Below are 17,663 nucleotides of genomic sequence, written 5' to 3' on the forward strand. Positions count from 1 at the left end.
TAAACAGCTAGTTAAAAATAAATCCGTTTTAAACGTTTAATCGTTTATTTATTATATGTTCAATTATAATTCAAGTAAATTAGTATATGGAAAATATTGTAGATGAACCAGCAGTAGCCTATCAAAAAAGGCGTTATACTGTTGAAGAATATCTGGAGATGGAAAAAGAAGCGACAGTTAAACATGAATATTACCAAGGTGAGATATTTGCGATGTCTGGAGCCGGAGATAATCATAATTGGCTGTTTTCTAATATTTTTTTAGCAGTTGGCGGCAAATTAAAAGGGAAGTCATGCCACATTTTTGGAAGTGATAAGCGGATGAACATTCCCGAGAATAGTTTATTCACCTATCCGGATATCTCTATCTATTGTAACGATATAAAACATATTGATATTGATGAAGACACCTCAATTTTGCCAACTGTAATCATCGAAATCCTTTCGCCTTCAACCAAAAATTACGATAGAGGCAAAAAGTTTATGCTGTATAAAGATATTCCTTCGTTAAAAGAATACATTATGATCGATTCAGAATCGGTTTGGGTTCAGGCCTTTTATATTGATGATGAAAATAACTGGAAACTTAACGAGCACAAGGAGATTTCTGATACCCTAACCCTAATTTCGACGGGATTTGAAGTGGCTTTAAGCGATATTTATGATCACGTTCGCCTTAATAAGGATAAATGAGTTTGTAAACAAAAGCCGAGAATTGTAAACTAAAAACTGTCAACTACCTACCGTACTACTTCTTTTCTTTCTTTTTGCCATAAGCCCAAGGGCAGTGTTTGCACTTATTTTTACAGCAATAACCACGTTTTAAATGGTAGGCTTCAGTAAAAACCATCAGTCCATCTTCGTTAAAGTAAAAATCTTCGCCTTCTTTTAACATAATTATTGACTGAGAGAATCTTGAATGAGGGAATTATAATGATTGAATATTAAATGAGGGAATGTTTTTAATCGTTTTTCTTTATCGCCTCATTCAATCATTTTTTAACCATTGAGTATTTTAACTTCCAGTTTATTTCTAAAATAATCTTTAAGCTGTTTACCATCACCATGTAAAGTCCATACTTGTTTTGGTTTAACTTTTTCTATGGTTTCTAAAATTGCATCCCAATCGGCATGATCAGAAATATAAAGTGAAATCCCGTTTTGTTGCTGCAGGTTCTTCCATCCGGAGGCAAAGGCACGTACTACATTTATTGCCTTATGGTAACTGTGAAAAACCATCGGCGGCACAATATAAACCTGATGTTCCTGATTATTTTTCATCACCTTTCTATCGTACATTTTGTAATTTCCTACTTTTATACCATAGTCCTCATATATTTTAACAAAGGGCATAATACTGTGGTGAACCATAATATTCTTCGTGGGGCAATACTCATTGAGCAATTGTATTATCCGCTGGCTTTTGCCCAATGCATAAGAACCAAGCATAATATTCGCGCTGGTTTCATTCAGCTTTTTAATTTCATCTACTGGTGAAGGGTGTTTGGTTTCCGGATTAGCAAAGGTACTTTCTGTAATTAAAACGTCTGCTTCTACAAATTCAAAAGGCTCACAGGTATTGTCTGGTTCAATCTTATAATCACCTGTATAAAGATACTTTACCCCCTTATATTCCATTAAAACCTGTGCAGAGCCCAAAATATGTCCGGCAGAATAAAAAGTAATGGTAACTTCTTTTATTTTGAAGGATTCATGATAACTTTTGGTAAAAAAATCAACCGCGGCAAATTTGCGGTAACGGTGTTTCATAAAAGTTGCAGTAGCAGCCGTGCAGTAAACATGCTGGCTTCCACCAATAGCGTGATCGCCATGTGCGTGCGAAACCACCGCTTCATTTACAGGTTGTTGTGGATCCAGGTAAAAATCGCCGTAAACACAGTATAAACCCGTTGGCGTAATGGCAATGAAATCTTCTAAAATCATTTATAAAGGTGAATAGAATTTAAGGATGTATGAGTTAAGTTGATTATGCCCTGGTATTCTTAAATTCTTTGGCTGATTTAAGGAATTCCTGGTGTAAAGCTAAAACCTGCTCAATTATTGATTGTTGTTCATCATTAGCAATGAAATGATTTGCCATTTTCGATTTTTCTTCGTCGCTTAATTGTTTATCCATGCGTACTTTGACTTGTTCTGCTGAAACACCGTCGCGTTGCATTACCCTTTTCAGTTTAATTTCATAGGGTGCAGTAACCAGGATAGTAGTATCGCACATCTTATAAGAACCACTTTCGAAAAGCAAGGCAGCCTCTTTAAGTGCATAAGGTGTATTTGCAGGTATAGTTTCTTCCCAGGCATCAAATGCCCTAAAAACTGCCGGATGGACTAATGCATTTAATTTTGCCAGCGCTTCTTCGTTATTAAAAACAATGCCGGCAATATGTTTATTGTTCAGTTTTCCATCTTCAAAATAACTTTCATTTCCGAAAGCAGATTTGATTCCTGCAACTAATAAAACATCTTCACACATGATTTCCTTTGCAACAGTATCAGCGTAAAACACTGGAATTCCCAATACTTCAAAAACCTTGCAGGCCGTTGTTTTACCACTGCCTATACCACCTGTTATACCTACTTTATACATTATTTGTCTACAATGAAATCTATTTTGGAAGGGCTTACGCTTACCAGTTTGCAATAATCTGGAAATTCGGTTATCTTGACCGTAAAGCGGCGATGCCCTAAATTTTGCCATTCATCAACATCAATAGTTGCCGTAATAAAACTTTCATCAACCTGGTCATAATTGCTTAAAGCCACTAAAAAGGTAACTTTAACTTTTTTGGGATAAAGTTTAATGCTGTTATAGCTTCGGTTATTGGTAATTTTTAAAGGTACCTCGATGGTTTTTTCAGTAAATTCGTCTACAGGGACTTTAACCTCTACAGAGGATGGATAGATGCTAACATTTTTGTGGATGCTGTGCTGTAAAGCTACCCTGGTGGTACTGCTACTCTGTATTTTATCCTGTTTAAGCGTATCAGTTGGCCAAAATTTTATTTTTGAAAGCTCTTCCAGCGGGCCAGCCACCTTAACATATTTTGGATTAAGGATAATCTCGCTCGAAATGCCATATTGTTTTTCAAAACTGAGTTTATCGATCAGTTTTACCGGAACTTTTTTAACTACACGTTTAGTAAAATCGAAATAAAGGGTATCGGGCTTAACAGAAATTACTTTTTGTGTACTTTCTAACTGTCTGTTTATATTAAAAAGCTGATCGGAGAAAACGACAAAATCTTTGGTATTCAGCTGACTCAGACTAACAGAAACAGAAGGCGGACTGATCCTTAAACGGGCAAACAGGAGCTGCCAGCCTGTCCCTTCTACCTGTAAATCTATTGTATCTGATTGTAAAGGGTAAAATGCTCTTTTGGTAGGGGTATTTTTAAAAACCAATACAGTCTTTGCTACATAAATATACTTGTTGTTTAATGCCATAAAAAGCCATGCAGCTATAGCCAGCAGCAAGCAGGCCAATAAGCTAAATACACGTCTTTTTTCTATCTTCGTTAACCTGATGAAGGGCATAATAAATTAAATATTAACTGTAAGCTGGAAAAATTCTATCCAAAATGCATTTAATCAAATGTAGTAAAACAAAAACAGTCCCGAAAGTTTTCGGGACTGCTCAAATTTTTATTATTTTTATTAAGCTTTAGGTGCAGCCGGAGTTGCTGTTGCTTTTGTTGCATCTAAAGAAACTGCTGATTTATCGAAACGGATTTTTACACCACCTTCAACCTCGATTAAAAAAGTTGTGTCATTCATATCGGCTATACGGCCGTGAATACCTGCTGTAGTTACAATTTTATCACCTTTTTTCAGTTCACTGATTAATTTTTTATGGTCTTTGGCTTTTTTAAGCTGAGGACGGATCATAAAAAAGTAGAATACCAGTGCAATCGCTCCAAACATGATTAATTGTCTTGGATCAAATCCTCCTGCTGCCTGTAAAATTACTGTTGATGTCATTTTTTATTTTTTTTGTTTTTTATGAATTTTGGTCCTTATGGATAATGCCATAAACAATTGAACCAATTTATTTTTTAGCAAGCACCTCTCCCACTAAATGAACTGTGGTTACTGTTGGGTTTGCATTTGAAGTGATGGTTACTACCTTATCTTGCATGCCCATTTTGCCTTCGCTATTAAAAACCACACTAATTACACCTTCTTTACCTGGTAAAATAGGTTCGCCTGGTACCTGCGGAACAGTACAGCCACAAGTTGCCGTTGCATTTGAAACGATGAGTGGGCTTTTACCTGTATTTTTAAATTTGAAATCGTGCTTAACTTTTTCACCTTGTGTTATTTTACTGAAATCAAAAATATCGCGTTCGAAAACAATAACAGGTGCATCAGCCGGAGCAACTTTGGCTGTTTTTGAGGTATCATTGCCAACTGAAACAGCTGAAGCAGTTTCGCTGGTTTGATTATTTGCATTACGACATGCTACAAAAGAAAGTGCAGCAATAGCCAGAATAAATGTTCTTTTCATTTTTAATCTTCGATTAATCCGCGGCCAATCTTTTTAATGGTGTTATTTTTCTTAAGATCACCTAAAATTTTGTCTAAAATACCGTTAATAAATGAATTACTCTTCGGTGTACTGTAATCTTTTGATAACTCTAAATATTCGTTAATGGTTACTTTAACCGGAATAGATGGGAAATTTAGCAGTTCGCAAATGGCCATTTTCATCAAAATTGTATCCATTAATGCAATACGTTCTGATTCCCAGTTTTTTGTTCTATCAGCAATCATTTCCTGATATTTTGCATCGTTCTGCAAAGTATGTACAAAAAGATCCTGAACAAATTTGCTGTCTTCAACCCAGTCGGCACTAATTTCGGTCAATTTATTTTTGAAAGGATCATCGGATGTAAAGTTTTTCAGGGTTTTAGCAACCATACCTTTCATCACTTCGTGATCTACCTGCCAGTTGATAAATTTCTCTTCGAAAACCTGAATAATAGCCTGGTTTTTTAAGATGATTTTGCGGAAAATATATTTAATAATATCTTTTGATGACTCTAAACTTTCGTTCGGATCGGCAAGATAATCGGCATATTCTTTTGATGCTTTTAAAGAATTGTAAACGGTTTTACGGATTTCAGGATCGAAACCCCAGTCTACCTTGTATTTTTTAACTGCAGACACATACTCTGGGTTCTGTTGCATTAAAACGCTAAACTTATTGTGTAGCAATTTCATGTTGGGATTAATATCCTCTGCTGTTTTAATAAACTTATTTGCGCGCTCTGCGGCGTCGTTAGCAGTAAATTCGGTAACTTCTACCATTAAAGATAACATCCAGATGTACATTTCGTACACGCTATCGATGCTTTGCATTAAAGTTTTTAAATCACCTTTAATGTCTTTTTTGTCTGCCATGTGCCAAGCAAAAATATTTTGCAAAGCTTTGATTCTTAAGTGCCTTCTGTTTAACATGAATGTAAGAACGAGTGCGGTTTTTTAAAACCTGTTTTAATAATTATGATTAATATGACGATTTAATTTTTTTAACATCTGCAATCCGTTTCTCGGCAATGCGGTTTGCAGCAATATTTGTTGATATGTTTTCGGTTTTACTTAATTTAATTACACTGCGTGTAGCATCGTAAATATTCTCTGTAAGCTGTACAGTACGTTTTTTACCAAAACCAGTTAACTCCGAATAGCAGGAAATTAATCCGCCTGCATTAATCAGGTAATCAGGTGCGAATAAAATTCCTTTCTTCAAAAGCAATTCGCTATCTAAAACCTCATCTTTTAACTGGTTGTTTGCTGAACCTGCAATAATTGCAAATTTCATTTTTTCGATGGTTTTGTTATTAACGGTAGCACCCATTGCACATGGGGCATAAACATCGGCATCAGTGGTGAAAATTTTATCGGCCTCTATCGGTTTCGCTTTATATTTACGGGCAACATAAGTTAATTGTTCCTGGTTAATATCGCTGATCAAAACTTCGGCATTTTCTTTTCTTAAAAGGGCAACCAGGTGTTCACCAACATTTCCGATGCCTTGTACTACAATGGTTCTCCCGGCAAGCATATCTGTACCAAATACCTCTTTAACACTGGCTTTAATGCCTAAATAAACACCTTGAGCAGTAAAAGGAGCCGGGTTCCCTGCTCCACCGATTGACTCGGGAACACCAGTAACATAATTGGTTTCCATACGGATATATTCCATATCGCGTGTATTGGTCCCCATTTCTTCTGCAGTAATAAATTCGCCATTTAGGTTTTTAATAAACCTGCCATAGCTACGCATTAAAGTTTCTGTTTTGTCTTTTCTGGAATCGCCAATAATTACGCCTTTTCCACCGCCCAGGTTTAACCCTGTTATCGCTGCCTTGTAAGTCATTCCGCGTGATAATCGCAGCGCATCTTGTAATGCTTCGCCTTCGGTACTATAACTCCACATGCGTGTTCCGCCTAAAGCGGGACCCAACGTGGTATCGTGTATTGCAATAATTGCTTTTAAACCTGTATCTGGATCATTACAAAAAACCAATTTTTTGTGCCCATAGACACTTAACTGATCTAAAATTGATGAATCTGACGGAGAATTTGCTGGCATATTAACGTTAGGCTAACCTGCTGCAAAATTAAAATAAAAAACCATTATTACATGTATTTAACGAAACTATAACAAAATTAATTTGGACAGGATTAAATAAACAAGGTTATTAGTTTAAAATTAGGAAAAAATATTGGTTCGTGGAGACACGAACCAGGCCTTGGAGAGAACCTGTAAGGCTAAACCACAACACGAATAGGTAGCTATATTATTTAGAAAAGCAGGTTTCGGTGCTTTTAGGTTATGAAAGTCCTGCTATCGCTCCAAGTCCTCACTCATTCTTGGTTCCGGGCTTTCCGTTCTATCAGGTTTATTTAACAAAAGCCAGTTGCTTTTGGCTAATTACCAACCGCTCGATGACTTACTGCGACAAATACTGCGTTAGGGATTGTAAGGGTTCAGGACCGATCCTTCATCGGTACCGCAGCGAAGCGGAGCCCTGGAAAGCCCGCCCCCAATGGCATTAAGTTAAGCCCTCGGCTTAGGTAAGCATAATTTAACCACAGATAAAAAGGATGCACACAGATATAAAAATCCGTGTTTATCTGTGTACATCTGTGGTTAAAAACCTTAAATTAATGATATTGAGCCCGCCCCTTGCGAAGCTTGGGTAACGCCCAAATAGTAAAGCCCATAATCAGCCATAAAACGTCACAGTCTTCCAAGCCTGTAAGGTCTGAAGAAGTGTCATTAATTTTTAAAGCTTAACCAATACACGACAAATATGATGTACGAAATAACAAAATTAGCTAAGTTTGTACAACATGAAACACCTGAGCCGATTAAACAAATACTTTCTCAAATACAAATGGTGGATTATACCCGGAAGTATTTTTGTAGTGATATCTAATATTTTTGGTGTAGTGCCAGCCCAGGTGATTGGCTATGCGGTTGACCTGATTAACGAAAACATCCAAATATTTAATCTCTTTCATGGTTTCGATCGGCAGGCCATCATTTACGACATATTTAGCAGTAACCTTTTATTTTTTGGGTTGCTGGTTATTGCACTTTATTTATTGCGCGGACTGTTTCTGTTTTTTATGCGCCAAACCATTATTTTAATGTCGAGGCATATAGAGTTTGATATGAAAAACGATATCTACCAGCACTATCAGGAGCTGAGCCTGGGTTTTTACCGCCGGAATAATACTGGTGACCTCATGAACCGGGCAACAGAAGATGTTAACCGGGTAAGGATGTACGTTGGTCCGGCGATTATGTACACCATTAACACCTTCGTTTTATCGGTGCTCATTATCTGGTCGATGTTTGATGTTAATTCCAAACTGGCCATTTATTGCCTGTTGCCCCTTCCTTTCCTGGTGGTGATTATCTATTATGTGAATACGCTAATTTTTAAAAAGAGCGGGAAGATCCAGGAACGTTTATCAGATCTTTCGAGCTTTGTACAAGAGCGTTTTTCTGGCATCAGGATCATTAAATCTTATGTTCGAGAAGATTATACACGAAACATGTTCGAAATCCAGAGCAATGATTATAAGAGAGACTCGATGAACCTGGTTAAAGTATCAGCTTTGTTTTACCCTACCATGCTCCTGTTGATTGGGTTGAGTACGATTTTAACCATATATATTGGTGGGATCCAGGTCATGAATGGCAGCATTACCGCAGGGAATATTGCAGAATTTATCATTTATATTAACCAGTTAACTTTTCCGGTAACCATGCTGGGCTGGGTTACTTCTTTAATCCAGCGGGCTGCAGCTTCACAACAAAGGATAAATGAGTTTTTAGATATCCCATCAGACATTCAGTCGAAAGAAAATAAAGAAATTGAGCTAAAGGGTAATATCAAATTCGATAACGTGAGTTTTATTTATCCGGATACAGGTATTGAGGCCTTAAAAGATGTGAGTTTTGAAATCAATAGTGGCGAATTTGTAGCCATTATCGGCAAAACAGGGTCGGGAAAATCTACATTGGCAAATCTGATTATGCGGATGTATGATGTAGAAAATGGCAGGATAGACATTGATGGAAAGAATATAAAAGCACTAAACCTCAAAGATTACCGAAGCCAGATTGGCTTTGTACCGCAAGAGGTTTTCCTCTTTTCAGACACCATAAAAAACAATATAGCCTTTGGTTTAGACCAGGTTACTAATGAAGAAGTGCATGATGCGGCTAAAAACGCTTCGGTTTATACGAACATTATTGATTTTGAAGAAAAATTCGAAACCATGTTGGGTGAACGGGGAATAACACTTTCAGGAGGACAAAAACAACGTGTTTCTATCGCAAGAGCATTGATTAAATCGCCTAAAATTTTAGTCTTCGACGATTGTCTTTCGGCGGTTGATACTAAAACCGAGGAAGAAATACTACAAAACCTGGGTAAAATCATGGCTGGAAAAACCAGTATTTTAATTGCCCACAGGATTTCGACCATAAAAAATGCAGATAAAATTCTGGTGCTTGATGACGGAAAAATCATCGAACAAGGCACACACAATGAATTACTTAAGCTAAATGGGAGTTATACGGAGCTTTATAACAACCAACTTTTGGAGGAGGAAACGCGTACGATTTAAATTGTATTAAAATTGTATTTTGAACTTTAAATATTTGCTTTATATTTACCGAAACCAAAAACCAACATCAATACCAACCATGGGAGAATTCGACAACAAGGAAAGAGAAGAAGTTTTTTCAAAGAAAGTAAGAGCAGGTAAGAGAACTTATTTCTTCGACGTGAAGGCTACTAGATCGGGTGATTATTATTTAACAGTTACCGAGAGCAAGAAAAGATTAGAAGACGGTGTGTTTGTAAAACATAAAATCTTTTTATACAAAGAAGATTTCGAAAAATTTGCAGAAGGACTAAACGAAACGGTTGATTACATCAAAACTCACCAGGATGTTGTTGAAAAACGATATGAATACTCTGAAAATGGAGAACATAGCACTAAAGCAAGCGACGATTTTACTTTTTAAGTAACTATAATTTCAATAAAAAGCCTACTGATTTTCAAAATCAGTAGGCTTTTTTTATCTGTGTATAATTTATTGTTTATTTTATACCTACACTACTTACCGCTACAGCGAGAATTAACAGAAAATAACTCACCAGTAACACAATGGTAAGTATCCCCCAAAATTTAAAAAGTGATTTTGCATTTGCAATAGCATCGTTTAAATTTTCCTGATCGCCAAACAGCACACCTTGTTTGCCCTTGGCTGAAAAACGTAACAACAATAAACTTGGGTAAAAAAATAGGAGCGCCAGCAAAAGGTAAAATATGGTAATGCCCGTTGCGCCGATACTGGCCAATGGCCCTAATTGATTGAGCATAGCCGGATTAGCTGTTATTGCTGCACCTATTCCAAATGAACTTAAGGTTAAAAATGCAGAGACAACAAAACCTACAACCGATAAAAACCTTGCCCATTTACTCATATCGTAAAAATAGCTCCGCATTTCTTCGGTAACAACCAATTTTACTTCCTGAGGCACTTCATTTTCAAAATCTTCCATTATCTCTGTCTATTTTGGGCTAAACTTAGATAAAATATAGATTTGATACAATAGCAAGGGTTTAAATAAAGGTTTTAAAAGCTTATCTTTGCGCGGAAATTGAGATGTGAGATGTGAGATGTGAGATGTGAGATGTGAGATGTGAGATGTGAGATGTGAGATGTGAGATGTGAGATGTGAGATGTGATGGCTTGATGGATGACAGCTAAAAGCCACCAAACTAATGCTCAAGAATGAATGCACGGCTATTGACCATAAGACTATGAACCAATAGCCATAAACTTAAGAACTAAAGACAATAATATAAATGGCATTACAATGTGGTATAGTTGGTTTACCAAATGTTGGAAAATCGACTCTTTTTAACTGTTTATCAAATGCAAAAGCGCAGGCAGCAAACTTTCCCTTTTGTACTATTGAGCCCAATGTTGGCGTAATTACAGTACCTGATGACAGATTAACCAAGCTGGCCGAGTTGGTTAAACCAAACAAAGTGCAACCGAATACAATCGAGATTGTAGATATTGCAGGTTTGGTAAAAGGTGCATCGAAAGGTGAAGGCCTGGGAAACCAGTTTTTAGGAAATATCCGTGCTACCAATGCAATTATTCACGTTTTACGTTGTTTTGATGACGGAAATGTAATTCATGTGGATGGTTCTGTTGATCCGATCCGCGATCGTGAAATTATTGATACTGAGCTGCAGCTTAAAGACTTGGATACCGTTGATAAACGTATTCAAAAAGTTGAAAAAATGGCTAAAACAGGAGGCGATAAAGATGCGAAACGTACTTATGAAATTTTAACAGTGGTTAAATCTCATTTAGAAGCAGGTAAATCTATCCGTACTGCGGCATTGGCTCAAGATGATTTCGATTTTATTGAAGATTTAGGTCTGCTTACGCAAAAACCGGTCATGTATGTTTGTAATGTTGATGAAGCATCGGTAATTAATGGCAATAAATATGTTGATTTGGTTAAAGCAAACGTTGCTGATGAAAATGCTGAAGTTTTGGTGATCTCTGCTAAAATTGAATCGGAAATTGCTGAACTGGATAGTTACGAAGAGCGTCAGGAATTTTTAGCTGATTTAGGTTTAACTGAATCTGGCGTAAATAAATTGATCCGCGCAGCTTATAAATTATTAAATCTTTACACCTACTTTACCGCTGGTGTACAAGAGGTTCGTGCCTGGACCATTACAAAAGGCTTTACAGCACCTCAAGCTGCTGGTGTAATCCACACTGATTTCGAAAAAGGATTTATCCGTGCCGAGGTAATTAAATACAACGATTTCGTAACCTTAGGTTCTGAAAACGCCTGTAAAGATGCTGGTAAATTAGGTGTTGAAGGAAAAACCTATGTTGTGGAAGATGGAGACATCATGCACTTCAGGTTTAATGTATAACCTTACCCCAAATCCCTTAAAGGGCTTTTTAAAACAAAGATAGTATAGAGCCATTCGAAAGAGTGGCTTTTTTGTTTTGAGATGTTTTTGTCAAGAGACACGGAATCTATTAATTAGAGTTGACAACTTTAATAGCACAGTTGCACAGAAAGTTGTCAACTCTTAAAGTATTATAAGTGATCTTGCCACAGAGATTCGGAAAACACGAAAGATGCTATACTGTTAGGTGATATTAGCAGCGTTACAGGAATTAACTACAGTGCACACGGATAAACATAGATGGATTAATGTTTTATTCAGAGTTGCCAACTTTAATAGCACAGTTGCACAGAAAGTTGTCAATTCTTCAAGTATCATAAGGATCTTTGCCACGGAGGCTCGGAAAACACGGAAGATGCTACGCTGTTAGGCGCGATTAGCAGCATTACAGGAATTGACCGCGGATGCACACGGATAAACACAGAATGGATTAATGTTTTATTCAGAGTTGCCAACTTTAATGGCAAGGCGACACAGAAAATTATCAATTCTTCAAGTATCATAAGTGATCTTTGCCACGGAGACTCTGAAACACGGAAGATGCTACGCTCTTAGGCACAATTAGCAGCGTTACAGAAATTAACCACAGAGGCACGCGGATAAACACAGATAATGAAGCGCTGTTTCTTTTTAGCAGTTATTTTGCCATTTAAACTTGTAAGCTTATATTTCTTAAATAGTAACAACTATAAAAATCAACAATTAAAGATCCTGAAATAAATTCAGGATGACGAACGCTGTAGAAGGCCTTGAACAGAAAGCGGGAACAAACTTTAAAAAAGCTTCTGTAATTGCTTTTCAAATACAAAGAACTATTTTGAGATTGAAGCACGGAAGAATCATCGTTGCAACGATGATAATCTGCAAATTCGTCATTTCGAGCGGAGTGCAACGCAGTCGAGAAATCTAACTCAATAGATCTCTCCATTTCGCTGCGCTTCAGTCGAGATGACGATTTCTCTTCTAGATCTCTAACCCATACGCAGCTAACTGTGCTTTAGTATCTTCGTAATCGATATGATGAATGCCTTTTAAACCTAAACCTTCGGCAACCTGTACAAATAACATCCGGTCATCAATATATAAACTAGTTTCTACATCGCTTTGTGAAATATCGATCGCTACCTTAAAAATATCGGCATCTGGTTTACGGAAATGTACAAAGCTTGATGATACGAAGAAATCGACAAACTCATTCAGTTTAAAGGTATTGATGCGGTATTGGTTTAGCTCTCTGCCCTCGTTGCTGATTACAGCTACCTTTAGGTTGTATTTCTTTTTTAAATCGCAGATCAACTCAATCATTTCAGGATAAGGAAGTGATTTTTTGAACATGAATTCTTTAAAATCATCGTAGGTAAAGTTCCGTTCTTCGAAAAAAACAATACGTTCCAGATATTCATCAAGCGTTAGTTTACCCACCTCATAAGTATCGAAAGTAAGGTGATGGCGTTCTTCGAGATCAACAGAATCAAGGTTAAAAAGTACTGAAGCTTCTCCCCTTGCATGCCTATCCCAACCATTGGTTAATAAAACGCCCCCGATATCGGTAAAAAGTGTGGTAATTTTCTTCTGCATGATTTAGATTTATAATAAAACGCCTTTTAAAATTAATACGGCTACACTGAAATAAATTACAATACCGGTTACATCGACCATTGTGGCTACAAAGGGTGCTGATGAAGTGGCAGGATCGAGTTTCAGTTTTTTCAAAATAATTGGCATCATTGAACCAATTAAACTGCCCCACAACACAATGCCAACCAGGGTAAAAAAGATGGTAGCTGCAATTAAAAACCAATGTGGACCATAATTATAGAGATGTAACTGTTGCCAGGTTATAATGCGGATAAAACCAATGGTTCCTAAAATGATGCCCAGCAAGGCACCTGAAACAAGCTCGCGGCGCATCACCCGCCACCATTCTGCAATGGTTACCTCGCCTAAAGCCATGGCCTGGATAATTAATGTTGAAGCCTGAGAACCACTGTTCCCCCCGCTGCTCATTATCAATGGAATAAAAAGCGATAACACTACTGCCTTTTCGAGTTCAATCTCGAAATGTTGCATGGCTGTTGCGGTTAACATTTCGCCTAAAAATAGCACAATTAGCCAACCAGCGCGTTTTTTTACCAGTTTTAGAATCGGGATATCGAGATAAGGCTCATCTAAAGCTTCTGTACCCCCGATTTTGTGCATATCTTCGGTATATTCTTCATTCGCAATCCATAAAATATCATCAACGGTAACAATACCCAAAAGAATGTTATTCTCATCTACTACAGGTAAAGCCACGCGATTATTCATCCTGAATATGTTAATTGCATCTTCCTGCGGATCGTTTGCTTTAAGTGCAATAAAACGTTTGTCGGTCAATTCACCAATAATAGCTTCAGGATCGGCCAGTAAAACCTCACGAATCCTGATGTCATCCAACAATACCCCATCTTTGTCGATTACATAAACGACATCGATGGTTTCGGAGTTTTTACCATAACGCCTGATGTGCGCCAAAACATGGGTAATAGACCATTCTGGTTTTACAGCGATGTAATCGGGTGTCATTAAACGACCGATACTATCTTCTTTGTAACCTAAAAGTGCGAGCGATTCTTTACGTTCTTCAGGCGGCAAAAGGGTGATCATTTTTTTAACCACATCACCTTTTAATTCGCTAAAAAGTGCGGTACGATCATCGGGTGGCAGATCTTTAATGATCTGATTGAGTTTATTACCTGAAAGTTTTTTTATGATACGTTCCTGAGTAGGAAAATCCAGGATCCTGAATACGTTTACCGCCCTGTTGAGGGATAAGGTTTCTATAAACTTAGCTGCATATTGTGGGAGTTCATCTATCAGTTCTTCAACATCCGAAATATTCAGTTGATCCAGATACTGCTTCAACGCCTTATCATTCTCTTTTTCAAGTAGTTCCTGAATTTCTTCCACAACCATTTCTTCCATACACAGCTATTTAATTTGTTACATGCCTAAACCTTTATTAACGGTTCGCAAAGGTGCATTTTTATTTCCTAAAAAGCCAACCTCAGCATTTAAAAACCGTGAACCAAACAGCCGAATTTAAAAATATGGATGCATAAAGCCAACATACAGGAATGTAAGGGCAATGATTTAATCATTTTTTAACATAAAAGAGATCTCAACCACAAGAAGTTAGTTTTATTAAGAATTTACAGTTTAAAAACAAGTTTGTTTTTTTAATGAAATGGTATTGAAAATTAAGAAACCCACAGGCTTATTACGGTATAATCAACAGTCCTGATCTGTTCAACTCTACTAAAATTCCCATCATAATCAACATTGTCCTTTTTCATTAGCTTCAGCATATCTGTTTTATTGAAAAATTCAGTTTGTTTTTCTTTACCAGATCAAAAATAAGCGTAAAAAAGAAATTTATAAAAATCTTATTTCTATAAAAAGCTTAAAATAAGGCAATAACAGACAAAACAAAAGAGTTTGCCCCCTAATCTTTATCAGATTACCCCTCACTACGAGTACCTTTTTATGCTTAATTTGTTTTAACCAAGTATAACAATGACAGATCCTGATATCCCAATTGCCAAATGGATATTACTGGTTGTAGGCAATTAAAATTGACATCACCAGTTTTTTGAAATAACAAATCTTTTTAACCGATTATGAGAAACTAAATTATGCTACAAAACGCTCAATTTATCAATTAGCCAGTGTACCAGGGGCAATCTTCGCTGAATTCTGAAATCAATTAAGATCAATTTAAAGCGTGCAGTCAAAATAAAAAAGAGGGGCTCAACTAAATTGAGTTGCATATGCCCTCTTTAAAATAACCAAACGAACAGATGCATATGCCTGTTCATTCACCTTTACCTAATTTTTATGAAAACAAAATTTTCTACCTCAGTTCCGTTCAGCATCTTTATGCTTGGAATTCTTTTATTTGCAGGCAGTTGCAGAAAAGTCGAGTTACCGAACTCAGACACCATCAAAGATCCGCTTTCGATAAAGGGAAAACTAAGTGCAATACCGCCTAACGAAACCCCTTTATCCGTCACTAACGGCACTTTTTACATTGTGAACCGCAAAAGTGGAAAAGTTCTGGATGTTGGTGGATTTCAAACTGCAGATGGCGCCAATGTTTCCCAGTACGGAGGTACAGGGGGAACAAATCAAAAATGGAATTTAACCCTGCTTTCCGGTGGCTACTATTCGATTATTGGCGTGCATAGCTCCAAAGGTTTACAGGTAGATCAGGCAGGAACAGCCGATGGAAACAATGTAAACATAGCTACCTACTCCGGAGCAACAAACCAGCAGTGGCAATTTACATCACTTGGCAACGGCTATTATCGTATTGTAAATAGAAACAGTGGTAAAGACCTTGAAGTTGCCAATCAGTCTATCGATGATGGTGCTAATGTGAACCAACGGAGTTATGGAGGCGGAGAGAACCAGCAATGGTCTTTACTAACGGTTAATGCAACGGGCCAATTGAGTTGGGTACTTAACAGCACCGGAGTACCTGCCGATGTAGTGACACGCATTACCAATGCCATGAATGATGCCTGTTCGAGGTATAATGCAGGTGCTAACTGGCCATCGCGTACGCTTACGGTACAATATAACACAGGTGTACCCACAGCCGACGGCAGTACAAATGGAAATATACGATTCGGTGCAAACACCAGTTACCAGAATGTACGTACGGCAATGCACGAAATTGCACATACTTATGGGGTTGGTTTGAGCAGCGGATGGACATCAAATACGTCTACAGGCGACTTCCTGGGCACCAATACAACCGCACTGATTAAAATTTTTGATGGTCAAAGCGCTGTTATACATACCGGAGGCGGGCATTTTTGGCCCTACGGCTTGAACTATGATAATGAATGGAGTGAAACAAATGCCTTTAGACATGTAAAATTAGTTTTTGCCATGCGATCGGACGGGATGTAGCACAAAAGATTAAAGATCTTAACCAGACGACCGGCCAGATATCGGATTTAAATATCTGGCCGGCCTTTGAACAATTAATATCAGGCGGAACCTAAAACCAAGATCTGGTTTTTCGCGTTATTACGTTATGGAAAATAATAATATTCAGGAATACTTTACTACTTATATTGAACTACTTGATAAAATCCATACCCTTGGCCATGAAATTGATGCATCAGTTATCGAAACCGATATACAGGATATCATCGAAAAGAGATCGAAGTACAAAGCGAGAATGCATAGGGTGAGAAATAAATTAATTATGGCATTAAAGGATGAAGGTAACAAATACCGTGTCTATAATGCTTTGGCTCAAAAAAATACACTGCTTTCTGTAATAGATGGCAAATTGGAATTTAATGAAGAATGATAGCTTATTGGCAGGGCGCACTACAACTTACTGTTCAACTGCAGACTAAAGACCTGGTTATGCGCAAAATGATTTAAGCAGGATACCCGTATTTGTCTGCACGCATAAGCATCTATACAACCTGTGAACCCTGTAGCGATCAGGAACAAGATGCTATCCTCCAAAATGATCTGTTTAGCCTAAACCTTCATCCGGGGAGTGTGGCATACCTATCATCACTAAATGTACATTTATATACAAAACGCTGATATTATGGGGGATTTCCCAGATAAAGACTGAATGAAAATAAGTGTATTTTTTTTTATTCAAAATGCAAAAAAAATAAGTTTTCAAATCCTATATTTGCAGCCTTGCTCCCGTAGTTCAATGGATAGAATTATGGTTTCCGGTACCATCGATATGAGTTCGAATCTCGTCGGGAGCACCAAACGAGACAAATCAGTTTTTTCGCTGTTTGTCTCGTTTTTTATTTTACACAAATCGCTATTAATCAATCATATTAACTCAAAAATTTCATTTAACCTAAGTGTTCGATAACCATCATCATGATATATCAATTTTTCAGGGAAGCACCGTGACCATAGATGCAATGGGTACATAGGTAGAGATTGCCCAGAAGATTATTGAGAACGGGGCAGATTATATTCTTTCGGTAAAGGGCAACCAACAGGAGCTGCTTGATCAGCTCAAAGGGCGATTTGAGAAGCAGGCCCCGGCCTACACTCACACTACAAACGAGA

At 37.3% G+C, this 17,663-nt stretch carries 17 protein-coding genes and 1 tRNA gene; 7 read left to right on the top strand and 11 right to left on the bottom strand.

Annotated features, from left to right (window positions below):
- Positions 1-86 precede the first annotated feature (86 nt).
- Entirely contained in the window at positions 87-692 is a 606-nt protein-coding gene (locus tag BCL90_RS20725; RefSeq protein ID WP_121286799.1) for a Uma2 family endonuclease, read from the top strand.
- Positions 693-747: 55 nt separating this feature from the next.
- Here the strand turns inward: BCL90_RS20725 and BCL90_RS25795 are convergent, their stop codons facing one another.
- The 8 genes from BCL90_RS25795 to BCL90_RS20760 all read right to left on the bottom strand — a co-directional run bounded on the left by BCL90_RS25795 (position 748) and on the right by BCL90_RS20760 (position 6,612).
- A complete protein-coding gene (locus tag BCL90_RS25795) occupies positions 748-894 on the bottom strand; it encodes a DUF5522 domain-containing protein (RefSeq protein WP_165902772.1) in 147 nt (48 codons plus the stop codon).
- A gap of 104 nt (positions 895-998) precedes the next feature.
- Positions 999-1,943 carry an exonuclease gene (locus BCL90_RS20730; RefSeq protein WP_121286801.1) on the bottom strand — a complete coding sequence of 315 codons (945 nt, stop codon included), beginning with the start codon at positions 1,941-1,943 and terminating at the stop codon, positions 999-1,001.
- A 43-nt stretch (positions 1,944-1,986) separates the two neighbouring features.
- Complete coding sequence (gene coaE / locus BCL90_RS20735; protein ID WP_121286803.1) at positions 1,987-2,604, bottom strand: dephospho-CoA kinase; 618 nt, start codon at positions 2,602-2,604, stop codon at positions 1,987-1,989.
- On the bottom strand, positions 2,604-3,551 hold the full coding sequence (locus BCL90_RS20740) for a YbbR-like domain-containing protein (protein WP_244095116.1): 948 nt from the start codon (positions 3,549-3,551) through the stop codon (positions 2,604-2,606). Before BCL90_RS20740 ends, coaE begins: the two co-directional genes overlap by 1 nt.
- A gap of 120 nt (positions 3,552-3,671) precedes the next feature.
- Positions 3,672-3,995 (bottom strand): preprotein translocase subunit YajC, encoded by a 324-nt coding sequence (gene yajC, locus BCL90_RS20745; protein ID WP_121286805.1) that lies wholly within the window; start codon positions 3,993-3,995, stop codon positions 3,672-3,674.
- Positions 3,996-4,062: 67 nt separating this feature from the next.
- Positions 4,063-4,521, bottom strand: coding sequence for a DUF1573 domain-containing protein (locus tag BCL90_RS20750; protein WP_121286807.1), 459 nt, complete (start codon positions 4,519-4,521; stop codon positions 4,063-4,065).
- A gap of 2 nt (positions 4,522-4,523) precedes the next feature.
- Positions 4,524-5,474 (bottom strand): transcription antitermination factor NusB, encoded by a 951-nt coding sequence (nusB, locus tag BCL90_RS20755; RefSeq protein ID WP_121286809.1) that lies wholly within the window; start codon positions 5,472-5,474, stop codon positions 4,524-4,526.
- A gap of 49 nt (positions 5,475-5,523) precedes the next feature.
- A complete protein-coding gene (locus BCL90_RS20760; RefSeq protein ID WP_121286811.1) occupies positions 5,524-6,612 on the bottom strand; it encodes a Glu/Leu/Phe/Val family dehydrogenase in 1,089 nt (362 codons plus the stop codon).
- A 764-nt stretch (positions 6,613-7,376) separates the two neighbouring features.
- Between BCL90_RS20760 and BCL90_RS20765 the strand changes: the two genes are divergently transcribed.
- A complete protein-coding gene (locus tag BCL90_RS20765) occupies positions 7,377-9,167 on the top strand; it encodes an ABC transporter ATP-binding protein (protein WP_121286813.1) in 1,791 nt (596 codons plus the stop codon).
- 79 nt (positions 9,168-9,246) lie between these two features.
- Complete coding sequence (locus tag BCL90_RS20770; protein ID WP_029275977.1) at positions 9,247-9,570, top strand: DUF3276 family protein; 324 nt, start codon at positions 9,247-9,249, stop codon at positions 9,568-9,570.
- Positions 9,571-9,646: 76 nt separating this feature from the next.
- Here the strand turns inward: BCL90_RS20770 and BCL90_RS20775 are convergent, their stop codons facing one another.
- Complete coding sequence (locus BCL90_RS20775; protein WP_121286815.1) at positions 9,647-10,111, bottom strand: hypothetical protein; 465 nt, start codon at positions 10,109-10,111, stop codon at positions 9,647-9,649.
- Positions 10,112-10,418: 307 nt separating this feature from the next.
- Between BCL90_RS20775 and ychF the strand changes: the two genes are divergently transcribed.
- Complete coding sequence (gene ychF, locus BCL90_RS20785; protein WP_121286819.1) at positions 10,419-11,519, top strand: redox-regulated ATPase YchF; 1,101 nt, start codon at positions 10,419-10,421, stop codon at positions 11,517-11,519.
- Between the two features lie 1,002 nt (positions 11,520-12,521).
- Here ychF and BCL90_RS20795 read toward each other — a convergent pair.
- Positions 12,522-13,136 (bottom strand): HAD hydrolase-like protein, encoded by a 615-nt coding sequence (locus BCL90_RS20795; protein WP_121286822.1) that lies wholly within the window; start codon positions 13,134-13,136, stop codon positions 12,522-12,524.
- 9 nt (positions 13,137-13,145) lie between these two features.
- Positions 13,146-14,522 carry a magnesium transporter gene (mgtE, locus tag BCL90_RS20800; RefSeq protein WP_121286824.1) on the bottom strand — a complete coding sequence of 459 codons (1,377 nt, stop codon included), beginning with the start codon at positions 14,520-14,522 and terminating at the stop codon, positions 13,146-13,148.
- A 912-nt stretch (positions 14,523-15,434) separates the two neighbouring features.
- Between mgtE and BCL90_RS20805 the strand changes: the two genes are divergently transcribed.
- The 3 genes from BCL90_RS20805 to BCL90_RS20815 all read left to right on the top strand — a co-directional run bounded on the left by BCL90_RS20805 (position 15,435) and on the right by BCL90_RS20815 (position 17,350).
- Positions 15,435-16,514, top strand: coding sequence for an RICIN domain-containing protein (locus BCL90_RS20805; RefSeq protein ID WP_121286826.1), 1,080 nt, complete (start codon positions 15,435-15,437; stop codon positions 16,512-16,514).
- A 127-nt stretch (positions 16,515-16,641) separates the two neighbouring features.
- On the top strand, positions 16,642-16,923 hold the full coding sequence (locus tag BCL90_RS20810) for a hypothetical protein (protein ID WP_121286828.1): 282 nt from the start codon (positions 16,642-16,644) through the stop codon (positions 16,921-16,923).
- 352 nt (positions 16,924-17,275) lie between these two features.
- A tRNA-Arg gene (locus BCL90_RS20815) sits at positions 17,276-17,350 on the top strand.
- The last annotated feature ends 313 nt before the right edge of the window (positions 17,351-17,663 follow it).

The sequence above is a fragment of the Pedobacter alluvionis genome (genome assembly GCF_003664035.1).
In the GTDB taxonomy this organism is placed as follows: domain Bacteria; phylum Bacteroidota; class Bacteroidia; order Sphingobacteriales; family Sphingobacteriaceae; genus Pedobacter; species Pedobacter alluvionis.